At 66.1% G+C, this 12,085-nt stretch carries 14 protein-coding genes; 5 read left to right on the top strand and 9 right to left on the bottom strand.

Translation table 11 applies throughout. The annotated features are described in order from the left end of the window. Positions 1–189 precede the first annotated feature (189 nt). Positions 190–816 carry a DedA family protein gene (locus tag G7Y29_RS00860; protein WP_165002855.1) on the top strand — a complete coding sequence of 209 codons (627 nt, stop codon included), beginning with the start codon at positions 190–192 and terminating at the stop codon, positions 814–816. Positions 817–877: 61 nt separating this feature from the next. On the opposite strand, the gene G7Y29_RS00855 is transcribed toward G7Y29_RS00860, so the two are convergent. Continuing rightward, positions 878–1,081: a cold-shock protein gene (locus G7Y29_RS00855; protein ID WP_165002857.1), complete on the bottom strand. Its 204-nt coding sequence runs from the start codon at positions 1,079–1,081 to the stop codon at positions 878–880. A gap of 184 nt (positions 1,082–1,265) precedes the next feature. Here G7Y29_RS00855 and G7Y29_RS00850 point away from each other — a divergent pair, with 184 nt between their 5' ends. Then, positions 1,266–3,620 (top strand): DEAD/DEAH box helicase, encoded by a 2,355-nt coding sequence (locus tag G7Y29_RS00850; RefSeq protein WP_165002859.1) that lies wholly within the window; start codon positions 1,266–1,268, stop codon positions 3,618–3,620. On the opposite strand, the gene G7Y29_RS00845 is transcribed toward G7Y29_RS00850, so the two are convergent. Genes G7Y29_RS00845 through ssd form a run of 7 tightly spaced genes read right to left on the bottom strand, consistent with a single transcriptional unit; the run spans position 3,591 to position 7,991 of the window. Further along, positions 3,591–3,917 carry an Rv3654c family TadE-like protein gene (locus G7Y29_RS00845; RefSeq protein WP_165002861.1) on the bottom strand — a complete coding sequence of 109 codons (327 nt, stop codon included), beginning with the start codon at positions 3,915–3,917 and terminating at the stop codon, positions 3,591–3,593. The two genes, G7Y29_RS00850 and G7Y29_RS00845, sit on opposite strands and share 30 nt — an antisense overlap. Then, entirely contained in the window at positions 3,914–4,207 is a 294-nt protein-coding gene (locus G7Y29_RS00840) for a hypothetical protein (RefSeq protein WP_165002863.1), read from the bottom strand. Before G7Y29_RS00840 ends, G7Y29_RS00845 begins: the two co-directional genes overlap by 4 nt. 11 nt (positions 4,208–4,218) lie before the next feature. Continuing rightward, the gene (locus G7Y29_RS00835; RefSeq protein WP_165002865.1) at positions 4,219–4,422 is read right to left on the bottom strand and encodes a DUF4244 domain-containing protein; all 204 of its coding nucleotides are present in this window, start codon (positions 4,420–4,422) and stop codon (positions 4,219–4,221) included. Between the two features lie 11 nt (positions 4,423–4,433). Beyond that, positions 4,434–5,021 carry a type II secretion system F family protein gene (locus G7Y29_RS00830; RefSeq protein WP_165002867.1) on the bottom strand — a complete coding sequence of 196 codons (588 nt, stop codon included), beginning with the start codon at positions 5,019–5,021 and terminating at the stop codon, positions 4,434–4,436. Further along, a complete protein-coding gene (locus G7Y29_RS00825) occupies positions 5,018–5,809 on the bottom strand; it encodes a type II secretion system F family protein (RefSeq protein WP_165002869.1) in 792 nt (263 codons plus the stop codon). Before G7Y29_RS00825 ends, G7Y29_RS00830 begins: the two co-directional genes overlap by 4 nt. Continuing rightward, positions 5,806–6,960, bottom strand: coding sequence for a TadA family conjugal transfer-associated ATPase (locus tag G7Y29_RS00820; protein WP_165002871.1), 1,155 nt, complete (start codon positions 6,958–6,960; stop codon positions 5,806–5,808). The genes G7Y29_RS00825 and G7Y29_RS00820 overlap by 4 nt, the downstream gene beginning before the upstream one ends. Beyond that, complete coding sequence (gene ssd / locus G7Y29_RS00815; RefSeq protein WP_165002873.1) at positions 6,957–7,991, bottom strand: septum site-determining protein Ssd; 1,035 nt, start codon at positions 7,989–7,991, stop codon at positions 6,957–6,959. The genes G7Y29_RS00820 and ssd overlap by 4 nt, the downstream gene beginning before the upstream one ends. Positions 7,992–8,386: 395 nt before the next feature. Between ssd and G7Y29_RS00810 the strand changes: the two genes are divergently transcribed. The 3 genes from G7Y29_RS00810 (at position 8,387) to G7Y29_RS00800 (ending at position 10,863) form a co-directional block, all read left to right on the top strand. After that, positions 8,387–9,220, top strand: coding sequence for an HAD family hydrolase (locus G7Y29_RS00810; protein WP_165002876.1), 834 nt, complete (start codon positions 8,387–8,389; stop codon positions 9,218–9,220). Positions 9,221–9,307: 87 nt separating this feature from the next. Continuing rightward, positions 9,308–9,913 carry a phage holin family protein gene (locus G7Y29_RS00805; RefSeq protein ID WP_235933522.1) on the top strand — a complete coding sequence of 202 codons (606 nt, stop codon included), beginning with the start codon at positions 9,308–9,310 and terminating at the stop codon, positions 9,911–9,913. 17 nt (positions 9,914–9,930) lie between these two features. Then, positions 9,931–10,863 (top strand): alpha/beta fold hydrolase, encoded by a 933-nt coding sequence (locus tag G7Y29_RS00800; RefSeq protein ID WP_346727129.1) that lies wholly within the window; start codon positions 9,931–9,933, stop codon positions 10,861–10,863. On the opposite strand, the gene G7Y29_RS00795 is transcribed toward G7Y29_RS00800, so the two are convergent. Continuing rightward, positions 10,860–12,053, bottom strand: a complete 1,194-nt coding sequence (locus tag G7Y29_RS00795; protein ID WP_165002878.1) for a MarP family serine protease — start codon at positions 12,051–12,053, stop codon at positions 10,860–10,862. The two genes, G7Y29_RS00800 and G7Y29_RS00795, sit on opposite strands and share 4 nt — an antisense overlap. Between the last annotated feature and the right edge of the window lie 32 nt (positions 12,054–12,085).

Raw genomic sequence — 12,085 nt, 5'->3', positions numbered from 1 at the left:
TTCGTGCTTGCTCGATCTGCACCTTATTAATAGCGCCTCATGCGCCTGTGCGCGTGCAGGAGTAAAACTCACTTAGTTGTATCAGAGAAATATGACCTTCGGTGCAACCTCCCAGGCGCGAGCACGCCCGGCGCATTAGAATCGCTGGGAGATTTCGCACCCCCGACCGCGCCCGAAAGGAGGCACCGGATGATCGATTCCCTGATCGGCTTCCTTGAGCAGCTCATGCAGATGCCGATCTTTTACCCGCTGGTCACATTGCTGATCATCGGCGACGCCCTCGCCCCCATCATTCCGTCGGAAACCGTGCTCAACCTCGCCGGCGCTTTCGCCGCGTCTGTCGGGGTTCCCAACCCCATGGGGGTGATCGTCGCGGCGATTATCGGTGCCGTAATTGGGGACAACATCTGCTACCTGCTGGGCAAACGGCTCATCGGAGTGGTCAACCGGCTTAACCCGGACTCCAAGGCGGGTGCCGCAATCACGTGGGTGCGCAAGAACATGAAGCGCCGGGCCGGTGTGACCATCATCGTCGCGCGCTTTATCCCGTGGGCGCGGTGGGTGGCCACGATCGTTCTCGGCTCGGTCGGCTACAACTGGTTCGCGTTCTTCCTTTACGACACCATCGGTGTCGTCATCTGGGCGTTCCTCAGCGTGGGCGTAGGTTACTTGGGCGGCTCACTGTTCGCCGACTGGCCGCTGCTCGCCATGATCGTGGGCGTCACCCTCGGCTCGCTCGTCGGCTTCGTCATCCAGAAACTGCAAGTCCGCCTGTTCGAGTGGCTGGACGTGCGCCGCGGCGTGTCCAAGCTGTAAAGGGCCCGGCATGCGAAAACCCCCTCGTGGGAGGGGGTTGAAGCGTGTTAGCGCCTGCTAGTTAGAGCGGACGAACGGCCTGAGCCTGCGGGCCCTTGGCGCCGTCACCGATCTCGAACTCGACCTGCTGGTTCTCCTCGAGGGTGCGGAAGCCGTTGCCCTGGATCTCGGAGTAGTGGACGAATACGTCGGCAGAGCCGTCTTCCGGAGCGATGAAGCCGAAGCCCTTTTCAGCGTTGAACCATTTGACAGTTCCGGTAGCCATTAATGTGCCTTTCAAAAAATTGTGGTTGAAACTCGGTCGAGGAACCACCAGGCCAGAAATGGACCTGGTGCCCGCGTACAAAAACTCGCGAGCACCTAGCAAGGCGCACACAGAATCTGCGACCAACAACTATTGTGCCATGAATCTTTCGCCCCGTCGAGTGTTGTGGCGTAATCTTCCCCCGATGTCTGTTTCCTACGGTGACGAAATTCTCGCGCAGCTCCGCGAGCGCTTCCCATCCGCCACCGTCACGCACGTCGAGGAGATCCCCGCGTCCCCCGCCCGGTTCGCCGCATGGCCGGAGTGGGTGGACCCCGCGCTCAAGCGCTCGCTTATCGACGCCTCCCTCACGCACCTCTATTCACATCAGCGGACCGCCGCTGACCTGGCGTGGGCGGGACGTGACGTTATCGTGTCCACCGGAACGTCCTCGGGCAAGTCGCTGTGCTACCAGCTTCCGGTTCTGACCAGCCTCGCGTCCGACCCGGCCGCGTGCGCCATGTATCTCACCCCCACCAAGGCCCTCGGGTCAGACCAGCTGCAGGCGGCCACGCGGCTCGTGCGGTCTATACGGGGGTTGTCGGGGGTAAACCCCGCCCCCTACGACGGCGACACCCCTGTGGAGGCGCGCGCGGGTATTCGGGAACAGACCCGCTTCGTATTCACCAATCCCGACATGCTGCACGCCGGAATCTTGAGCGGTCACGCCCGCTGGGCCCGCCTCCTGCGCCACTTGCGTTACGTGGTGGTGGACGAATGCCACACCTACCGCGGGGTGTTCGGCGCCAACGTTTCACTGGTACTGCGGCGCCTGCTGCGTTTGTGCGCCGCCTACGGTTCGTCGCCCACACTCATCTTCGCCTCCGCCACTGCCGCCGACCCGGCGGCCCAAGCCTCGCGGTTGTGCGGCCGCGGGGTCGTCGCCGTCACGGACGACGGAGCGCCGACCGGCGAGAAGTCCCTCATCCTGTGGGAGCCGGGGTTCATCGAGGGCGCCGAGGGAGAACACGGTGCGCCCGTGCGACGCGCCGCCACCACCGAGGCCGCCGGCGTGATGGCCGCGCTAGTGCGGCATGGTGCGCGCACCTTGACGTTTGTGCGCTCCCGGCGCGCAGCCGAGGTCGTTGCGATGCGGGCCGCCGAAGACCTCGTCGTGGCGGGTCGGGCGGATTTCGCCCAGCGTATCGCCTCCTACCGGGCGGGTTACCTCGCCGAGGACCGCCGCGTGCTGGAACGCGCGCTGGACAACGGTGACCTACTGGGGGTGGCGACGACCAATGCGCTCGAACTGGGCATTGACGTCGGCGGGCTCGACGCCGTGGTTATGGCGGGTTTCCCGGGCACTGTCGCCTCGTTCCGCCAACAGGCCGGCCGGGCGGGCCGCCGCGGCCAGGCTGCGGTGGTGGTCATGATCGCCCGCGACGAACCGATGGACACCTACCTGGTCAACCACCCCGCAGCACTGCTGGGCACGCCGGTGGAAAACAGTGTGTTCAACCCATCCAACCCGCACATCCTTCGCGGGCACATCTACTGCGCCGCGGTGGAGATGCCGCTCACGGAGAAGGACGTGGAGGCATTCGGCGCCGACGAGGTTGTCAACGACCTCGTCTCCGAGGGTTTCCTGCGCCGCCGCCGTGCAGGCTGGTTCGCGGTGCCGCAGCTCGAAGGGGACGTGACCCCGGAGAACGCCCACGCAACGGTAAGTTTGCGGGGCGGCTCGGGCGAGCAGGTGATGATTGTCGACGTCTCGGACGGGAGGTTGCTCGGCACCGTTGACGCGGCCCGTGCGATGAGCCAGGTCCACGACGGGGCCGTGTATATCCACCAGGGCGAGTACTACGTCATCGAGACCCTGGACCTGGACGACTACGTCGCGCTGGCGGCACCGGAAACGCCCGACTACTCCACCCACGCTCGCTCGACCACCGAGATCACGATCCTGGGAGAGGCCCACGAAATCGCCAACCCTTCCCCCGGGCTGTGGCTTGCGTGCGTGGACGTCGAGGTGGTCGACCGCGTCACGGGGTACGTGGTGCGGCTTCCCGACGGCACCGTGTCCGAGCACATTCCGCTCGACCTTCCCGAGCAGCGCCTGGTCACCCGCGCCGTCGCGTACACCGTGGATCCGCTGGTTTTGGACAAGATCGGCATCAGCGCGGGTGAGATCCCCGGCGCGCTGCACGCTGCGGAACACGCCGCAATCGGCCTGCTCCCGCTGCTGGCGACGTGTGACCGCTGGGACATTGGAGGGGTGTCCACCGCACTGCACCAGGACACCCTGTTGCCGACGGTTTTTGTCTACGACGGACACCCCGGTGGGGCCGGGTTCGCCGACGAGGGATTCGCGCGCTTTAACGAGTGGATCAGCGCCACCTACGACACCGTGAAGTCCTGCGGATGCGAGGCGGGATGCCCGTCATGCGTGCAGTCCCCGAAGTGCGGCAACGGCAACCAGCCCCTGGACAAGCACGCCGCTCTGAAATTGCTTGGCGCGCTGGTGAGCATGTCACAGGGGGCCGGCGCGCGCCCTCGCTGAGGCTGCGCCGACAGAGACACTTACGATCACGTCGCCGCCCACAACTTCGCAGGATTGCGCAGTGGCGGAGTTCAACAGCGCCGTATCGCGCGCGGCGCGGCAAGCTTCCCCGCCGCGGTAGTGCGCTTCGGCCCCCGCAACCGCGGCAAGGTCCGCCGCCACCTGGGCGCGGTGGTCATTCGCCACATGCGCACCCAGTGCCGCGACTACAACGCAAAGGCTGGCGACGGCCGCGACGATCCCCGCCGACGTGACCGTGGCATACCCCTCGTCCCCCAAGACAATCCGTCGGCTCATCGGAACTCCACGGGAAAAGAGGCCGTCGCGGTCATCGGGGAAATCGGTGCGGGGACAACTGCGGTGACCTCGACCATCCCACCGGTTTCCGACACCCTGACGCTACCCCGCGCCGGGGTGAAGTCAACCCCGATGGCGTGGGAGCGGGCTGCTGCCCCGGCAATGTCCACAGCGGAGATGTAGGCGGCCATGGTGGCGATGCCCGCGACGATCGCGGCCGCCACGGTGACCAGAACCGCCAGCGACAGGGCGGCTTCGACGGTGACGGAGCCGCGGTCGTCGATAAGCATGCCTTGCGCCTTTAACCCGGGGTATTGGAAAGAGCGTCGGTGATCACGCCTTCGATGGCTGAGGTGACGCCGTTGCCGTTGACCACCATGTACAGCACCCCGGCGAGTGCGGCTGCGGCCAGCGATCCGAAGGCGTATTCAATGGTGCTCATTCCCTTTTCATTGGAGATTTTTGAATGGATATGGGTGATGATTACGGCGGTGATTCGATGCATGTTTGTGCTCCTTAAGTGAGTGATGATCCGAGGCTGATTGCCGTCGGAATGAGTCCGAGAACGAAGAAGGCGGGTAGGAAAAATGCGGTGAGGGGAATGCTGATCAGGACTCCGGCGCGTTCCGCCTTGGCGGTCGCGTCGTCGGAAGCAGCGTCCCTGAGTTGCGCCGAGATGCGTTCGCACCCCGCGGTGACGGCGGTGCCCGAAGCCTGCGATAGTGCGACCAAGCTGGCGAGGTCGCTTCCACCAGGCACCTCGTGGAAGTCGGCCCACGCCTTTTCCGCCTCGACGCCGAGCGCCGACAGCGCGGATACCGTGCGCCACTTCTCCGCGAGCGGGTCGGTCTTTCCCTGTCCATAAGAGTCGGCCACCGCTGCGGCCGCGGACTGGGCGGGAAGTCCCGCCGCGAAGCACACCCCGAACAGTGAGATGTCGGATGCCACCCGATGCCGGTCGTAGGCCGGTGCGCGACGGGCAAGCGGCCCGTCCCGGGGAATCTTGGGTGTGAGGCCGCGGACTCCGGTGCGTAACCGGGTGGCGGGGCGCTCGCGGGCGAGGCACAGCGCAACGGCGGCGAGGCTTGCAGCGATCAGGGTCATGACGCAGCCCTGCGAATGATGTGCTGGCACGTCAGGAAACCCGCGCAGACCAGGGCCGTTCCAGTAACGAGCAACCAACCGCCCACACCGCCTCCCGCTAGCAACCCGAGCGGATTCGCACCCATCGCTGAACCCATCGCCACACCCGCCAGCGGGAGAAGGGACAGGACGGCGGCCGTGGTCTTCGGCCCCGCCAGAGCAGCCTCCGTCGCCGCGCGGTGGCGTTGCGCCGCATCGATGCGGCCGCGGGCGCGGTTGAGAAGGGCCGCCATGGGCAGGCCCCGGTTGATCGCCAATGCCCAGAGCGCAGCCACCTCACCTAGTTCAGGTGAGCTGCCGGCGGCGAGAACGTCCTGCGGATCCGCCCCCGTGCGCGCAGCGGAGATGAGCTGGTGGATCTCCTTGGCCAGCGGCGCGGGGCACTCCTCCGGCAAGTGGCGGGCGGCACGCTCCCACGACTGCGCCAGCGAGGATCCCGCTTCCAAGTTAGTCACAACGTGCCCGAGGAAGGCGGCCACGGCCGCTTTCCGGCGCACTGCCATGCGGTTTTCCCGATACGTACTGGTGGCGCGGAGCAGGGTGAACCCGGCGATGCCCGCCGACGCGACAAGCGAGAAGCGGTCGGCGACGATCACCGCGAACGAGACGCCGAAGACGACGACGGGGATAACTGCCGGGTGCAGAACCGAGGGCCGCTGGGCTCCGCCGAGGCGACAGGCCGGCCGCACCGGGACCGTGGCCACGACCACCGACAGCAGGACGACGCTGCATGCGGTAACACCACTCATACTCCAAATACCTCCCGGTAGCCTTCGAGCTCTCCCGCATCCGCATCCCACACGACCCGGGCGGTCACCGGGTTGCCCTCCACAACCCCGAGCTGCTGGAGGACGCGGGAGCCGTCAGGGCGCCTAGTGACCACCGCAACTACATCCACCGCGGCCGCGAGCTGGGAATGCAGGCTCAACCGGTCCAAACCTCCGAGCGCCGCAAGCGCCTCCATTCGGGCGGGAACCTCGTGGATGGAATTGGCGTGCAGCGTGCCCGCGCCACCGTCGTGGCCGGTATTCAGGGCGGCCAAGAGGTCGACCACCTCCGCGCCCCGGATCTCCCCGACCACAATCCGGTCGGGTCTCATCCGCAAAGACTGACGGAGCAGGTCGGTCAGCGTGATCTGTCCCGCCCCTTCCGCGTTGGGGCCCCGGGATGTCAGGTTGACCACGTGCGGGTGACGCGGCGTGAGCTCGAGGGTGTCCTCGATGACAACGATGCGCTCCACCGGGTCCACCTCGGCAAGCATCGCCGACAGCAAAGTTGTCTTACCCGCGCCCGTCCCGCCGAGGACGAGGAAGGCACGGCGCCGCTGTACTACGCGACGCAGGGCGTCGGCGCGTTCGGTATCCATCGCGCCGCGCTCACATAACTCGTCTAGCGTGACCGTGGTGTTACGCAGCACGCGCAGGGAGAGGCACGTCCCCGCGTGCGCCGCGGGGCTGAGGATCGCATGGAAGCGCAACAGCGTGCCGTTGTCACGCGCGAGGTGGCCGTCGCAGAACGGCTGAGCATCATCAAGCCGGCGTCCGCAGCTCGCCGCGAACCTGGTGGCGAGGCGCCGCACGTCCGCATCCGAACCAAACGTCACTGGTGTCCGCTCCAGGCCCCGGCCCGCGTCGGCGTACACCTCGAACGGCCCATTCACGCATATGTCTGTCACGTTCGAGTCAGCCAGCAGCGGTTCGAGCGGGCCTGCCCCGGTGGTATCGTCACGCAGCCTTCGCATGATGGCCAGCACGTCGACATCGCTCAACACAACTGCTTCCTCGCGGATTAGCGCGGAAAGCCTGGTCGGATCCACCTCGGGCTCGTTGGCCAATCGGCGTTTGACGCGCGCGATAATCTCGTCCGCGCCAGAAGCAGGCTGGCCTTCGACAAGCTTCACAGTCCCACCTCCGCCAGCACCTGAGCGGCGGCCCGCCCAATCCCCCGGGGAAGATGCCGGGGGAGACCGCCCGTCTCCACCTTGCGGGTGAGTCCCGGCGCGTCCGGCACCTCCGCGACGACGTGGACCTTGGTCACACGCTCGATGTCGCTCGCCGTAAGACCCGACCACGTCCGACGCCGCGCCACGATCACCCCCGGGACGCTCTGCGCCGCGAGCTCCGCCGCGATACGCGCCGCCGCCGCTGCCGCGCGCACCTCCCCGGGTGTGACAATCACCGCGAGATCGCAGCGCTGGGGCACGAGGCGCGCCGGGCAGTCCACAACCGTCAACCCGGTTGCACCGAGCGCGGCCACCGTTCGTTCCAGCGCAGGCGTGTCGAGGACAAACGGATCCCGGATCGTGGTGCGCGAACACGTCAAGACCGCGATTCCGTCGGGAGTGGACGGAAGGGCTCTGCGAATGTCCTCACGCGCGATTGCGCCTTCACCCACCGCAATGTCGCCCCACCGGGCCCCAACCCGCTCTTCGATGCCCAGGAGCAAATCGATCCCGCCGGAGTACCGGTGGGCGTCGACAAGCGTGGGCGCGTGAGATTGCGTGCGGGCGCGGCACAGCGAGGCTCCCAGCGTCGAAGTCCCGGACCCGCCCGCAGCCCCCACCACGGCCACGACCTTCCCCTCTTCGCGGGGGATGCCGGGGCTGCGCGCCATGGACCCGAGGGCGCGCAACAGATCCGCCGCCTGTGCGGGGAGGACGAAGGCGGCTTCGGCCTCGGGGCGTGCCGCGTGCTGAGACGCAATCGCGGCGGCATCCCCTCCCACGACGAAGATTCCCGATCGATTGTGCAGCGGCGCCGGGGCGTCGGCGTCGATGAGAACCGCAAAGGATGAGTCGAAGTGGCGCTGGAACGCGCCCGGGTCGGTTCCCGCATCCACGACCGCGCGGCCCGCGGCGGCAGCGAGGTGTGTGGCCTCGGAGTGGACAGTGACGTCGTCGACCGCGATGAGGATGGGTGAAGTGTGTGCCATGAACCTGACTGTCATCCAGCACAAGCGCGGAGACAAGACCTCCCACCGGGGCCTGTGGATAAGTCGGCCGTTAGGTGATGTTTCACCGAGACCCTGGGGATAAGACTGCACCCGGGAATAAGAGACGGCCCGCGCCTCGGGGGGGGGTGTGCGCGGGCCGTCGGTAACCCGGTCTCGGGGGGCGGACCGGGGCAGGCCACACTGTATATCGGGGCCTTGCGGGAATGATTATGACATATACCCCGAAACAGTTGCAAGCACATCAACAAGATTTTTCGTACTTTTTTTCGAAAGTGTGCGGCCGGTCCCACATACACCTCATAAGTATCCTCCCGTCACTCCTCCCCTACGTGTCACACTGTCGGTGCGACTTGCCCGGGTCTACACTGGAGCTCATGACTGCCGCAGATCGCTCCGGGGACGGCGTTGCTGAAAGACGCGCCGCCGCCTTCTTCGACCTGGACAAAACGATCATCGCGACATCGTCCGCGTTCGCCTTCGGCAAAGAGTTCCTGAATAACGGGCTTATCTCCCGCCAGGAGGCCGTGGAGATCTACATGACCAAGGCGTCCTACATGCTCACCGGTCATACGAGCGAGCAGATGGACACCACGCGGGATTACTTGGCGCAGATGGTCACCGGCTGGTCCGTCGAGGATATTAACCGCATCACCACCGAAACCATGCGCAGCGTGGTGACTCCCGCCATTTACGCGGAGGCCAGGGAGCTGATCGACTTCCACAAACGCCACGGCCGCGACATCATCATCATCTCGGCCTCCGCGGACATCCTGGTGGAGCCGATTGCCCGCGAGCTCGGTATCGACATAATCGTGGCCACCGAACTCGAGGTTGTCGACGGAAAGCTAACGGGCCAAATCACCCGATACCTCAAGGGGGACGCGAAGGCTGAGGCGGTCGCCGACATCGCCGAAGCCCACGGATACGACCTGGAGGGGAGCTACGCCTACTCCGATTCCGCGACCGATATCCCGATGCTCGCCATGGTCGGCCACCCCGTCGCCGTCAACCCCGACCGCGCCCTGCGCAAGTATTCCCAGGAGAACGAGTGGGAGGTCCGGATATTCAAAAATCCCGAGCCACTCATTCAAATGCCCAATGCGCGCGAAGTCGGAATCGGCGCGAGCGTCGTGGCTGGCGTCACAGCGCTCGCCGTGGCCGGAGTGTGGGTTGCCCAGCGCATAATGAGGGACGGCAGGAGCGCATAATCCTCTAGGATTGGGTACGTTCGAATAGAAGCTAGAGTGGTTTTACGTTGAATTAGCTGGCACGAGCCACCGAGGAAGGTAATTATCGTGAGCAACAAGGGTCTGTACACAAACGGTTCGACCGCCATTTCCGCCAAGGTCGACTCCATTCCGCTGCGCGACACTGATGTCACTCAGCCAGGCCAGGGTTCCATCGGCGACCTGGTTTCTAACGCATCCGAGCAGGTATCCCGCCTGGTCCGCAGCGAGATTGAGCTGGCCAAGACCGAGGTTGTCGGCGAGGTCAAGAAGGGTGCCATCGGTGGCGGGCTGTTCGCCGCAGCTGGCGCCGTCGCGCTGTACTCCACCTTCTTTTTCTTCTTCTTCCTCGCAGCGCTTCTTCACCTGTGGATGCCGTGGTGGGCAGCATTCCTCATCGTGTTCCTGATCATGCTCGCCGTCGCTGGAATCCTCGCCTTCATCGGGTTCCGCAAGTTCAAGAACATCAAGGCGCCCGAGCGTACCATCGGTTCCGTCAACGAGCTGAAAAATCTCGTCCCGGGCCAGGCGCAGAAGAACCTCGCCGAGGACGACAGCGCACTCTACACCGGCGGCCCCGCCCCCACCGGCCGCGGACGCGTTGTCACCGAGAAGCGCACGGTCACCACTACGGTACCCAGCCGCGGCGGCTCCACCGCCGTAACCAGGGACTAATTCTTCCCTCCAACACGGTGCCCGCGTTCAACCACCGGCTCCCACCCACGGTCGTGGAGCTTGAGGGCGAGTTCACACACCGCATGTTGCACACCCGTGGCATCCGCTTGCACGCGGTGACCGCGGGTGAGCCCGATAACCCGCTGATCCTGCTGCTGCACGGCACGTTCGGCGGGTGGTTCGATTTCGTCGACGTCATCACCTCGCTCGCCGAGCGGGGTTTTTACGTGGCTGCCCTGGATATGCGAGGGTACGGGATGTCGGACAAGCCCCTGCCCCGGTCGGGCAACGAGATGCTCATCGCCGTCGGTGACGTCAAGGGGGCGATCACGACCCTCGGCCACACCAGAGCGGTTCTCGCCGGGGTCGACACCGGCGGCGCAGTCGCCTGGGTTGCGGCGGCGATGCACCCGGAGATCGTCAGTGGCTTAGTGTCTATCTCGGCCGCCCACCCAGCCGACCTGCGGGAGGCGATGTCTGCGCGGCCCTGGGATTTCGTGCCCATGCTCGGCCGCGTCACCTTGGCCCGGGTCCCGTCCCGGATTCTCCAGCGCTTTTCCCGCACGCGCCGCCGCCTGTACCGCGACAACCTTGCGATCAACACCACGGGCGCATTCCAGCACAGCGGAAGGTTCAACCGGGTGCTGGAACTACGGCGCACCGCCGCTGCCATCGACAACGCCTTCATCCACAGCGTCCACAACTCGCGCTTGCTCACGCCGCCGATCGCCTCGTTTGGGCGACCAGGGGCCCGGCGGGCGCCCGTCACAGCACCGGTTCTTCTCCTCCATCCCCCGCAAAGCCTGTGGGACCGGCTGGTCGCCCGCCAGCGCAGGAGGGCGAGGGGAGAAGTCCGGGAGCTCAGCATCCCGGAAGCAAAGAATTTGCCCCACATCGAGAACCCCGGCGGCTTCGTCGACGCCGTCGCCCGCTTCGCCGGACGCGCCTAGCCCGCGACGCAGGCCCGGGTATCCACCGGGGCTGTGTGGGAGGTGATCGGCCCTACCTCATCGAGAACCTGCTCCAGCGTGAGGGCGTAACCGGTGTCGCTGGAATCGACGGAGGCACCGAAGATCATGCCTGCTACCTCGCCCTTTGGCGTGATTAACGGGCCACCCGAGTTCCCCTGGCGGATGTTGCCGCGCAGCGTGTACGCCTCGCGTTCCACACGGCCCGTGGCGTAAATGTCCGGGCCTGCGATGTTGATCCGGCTCCGGATGCGCGCCGGCGACGCCTCGAAGGGGCCGGAGCGGGGAAAGCCCATGACCACCGCATTATCCCCCGACGCGAGCTCGTTCCGCGCCAGCGGGATCGCGTCGAGACCGAGCTTTTCGGAGCGCAGGACCGCAATGTCCACGTCGGGGTTGTAGTAGACCACCTCGGCGCTCTTGACACCGAGCACCGTGTCCAAGTTGACGGTGTCGGTTCCCGCGACGACGTGCGCGTTGGTAACCACGTAATCCTCCGCGGCGACGAAACCCGACCCCATGAGCCTGCGGCTACACGACTCCGCGTCCCCCATCACGTGCACGACACTCGGGCGCAGGCGCGCCGTGACATCGGCGTCCACCGCGGCTGGGTCGGGAGCGTCCACCTGCTGGCCCACCGGCGGCGCGAACGGAGAGACCAACGGAGGCAACCCGGATTCGTCGAGAAGCGCCGCGAGCCGCGCGGGAAGCTGCTCCATCCCTGCGGGGGCGGCCGAATTAATGGCGCCGAGGACCGCCGACTGGCGGATGCCGTCACCGACTCTGCCGGGCACGGTGGAGGCGAGCGGGATCGAGATGAACCACACCACCACGGCCACCGCGGCAGCTTGGAACACCGAACCCGCTACAGAGTCGAGGATCTGTGTGGAGCGGAAGCGGGCGCGGTCGCGCACCCGCGTACCCACGGTGAGTCCGACGAGATTGCCCATGCCAACGAACAGCACCACCACGGAGAGCAGGATCACCAGCTTGAGTGCGCGCGTGTCAGCGAGATTGACCAGCAGGGGGGCGATGGCGAGGCCGACAATCAGGCCGGCGACAACCCCGACCATCGAGAAGATGGCGCTTAGCGCGCCCTGGCGCCAGCCGCTGATGAACGAGGCGGCGATGATGACGACGAGGGCGGAGTCGACAATGAAGGCTGCATCCAACGCGGCGGCTCTCCCTCACATATGTCTAGGCG

This window comes from Corynebacterium qintianiae, from assembly GCF_011038645.2.
Lineage (GTDB): Bacteria > Actinomycetota > Actinomycetes > Mycobacteriales > Mycobacteriaceae > Corynebacterium > Corynebacterium qintianiae.
This window is presented reverse-complemented; position numbering and strand designations above follow the sequence as displayed.

Excerpts from the sequence above, each read along its gene's own strand:
- G7Y29_RS00860 (WP_165002855.1), top strand. The coding sequence starts at position 190 with ATGATCGATTCCCTGATCGGCTTCCTTGAGCAGCTCATGCAGATGCCG.
- G7Y29_RS00855 (WP_165002857.1), bottom strand. The coding sequence starts at position 1,081 with ATGGCTACCGGAACTGTCAAATGGTTCAACGCTGAAAAGGGCTTCGGC.
- G7Y29_RS00850 (WP_165002859.1), top strand. The coding sequence starts at position 1,266 with ATGTCTGTTTCCTACGGTGACGAAATTCTCGCGCAGCTCCGCGAGCGC.
- G7Y29_RS00845 (WP_165002861.1), bottom strand. The coding sequence starts at position 3,917 with ATGAGCCGACGGATTGTCTTGGGGGACGAGGGGTATGCCACGGTCACG.
- G7Y29_RS00840 (WP_165002863.1), bottom strand. The coding sequence starts at position 4,207 with ATGCTTATCGACGACCGCGGCTCCGTCACCGTCGAAGCCGCCCTGTCG.
- G7Y29_RS00835 (WP_165002865.1), bottom strand. The coding sequence starts at position 4,422 with ATGCATCGAATCACCGCCGTAATCATCACCCATATCCATTCAAAAATC.
- G7Y29_RS00830 (WP_165002867.1), bottom strand. The coding sequence starts at position 5,021 with ATGACCCTGATCGCTGCAAGCCTCGCCGCCGTTGCGCTGTGCCTCGCC.
- G7Y29_RS00825 (WP_165002869.1), bottom strand. The coding sequence starts at position 5,809 with ATGAGTGGTGTTACCGCATGCAGCGTCGTCCTGCTGTCGGTGGTCGTG.
- ssd (WP_165002873.1), bottom strand. The coding sequence starts at position 7,991 with ATGGCACACACTTCACCCATCCTCATCGCGGTCGACGACGTCACTGTC.
- G7Y29_RS00810 (WP_165002876.1), top strand. The coding sequence starts at position 8,387 with ATGACTGCCGCAGATCGCTCCGGGGACGGCGTTGCTGAAAGACGCGCC.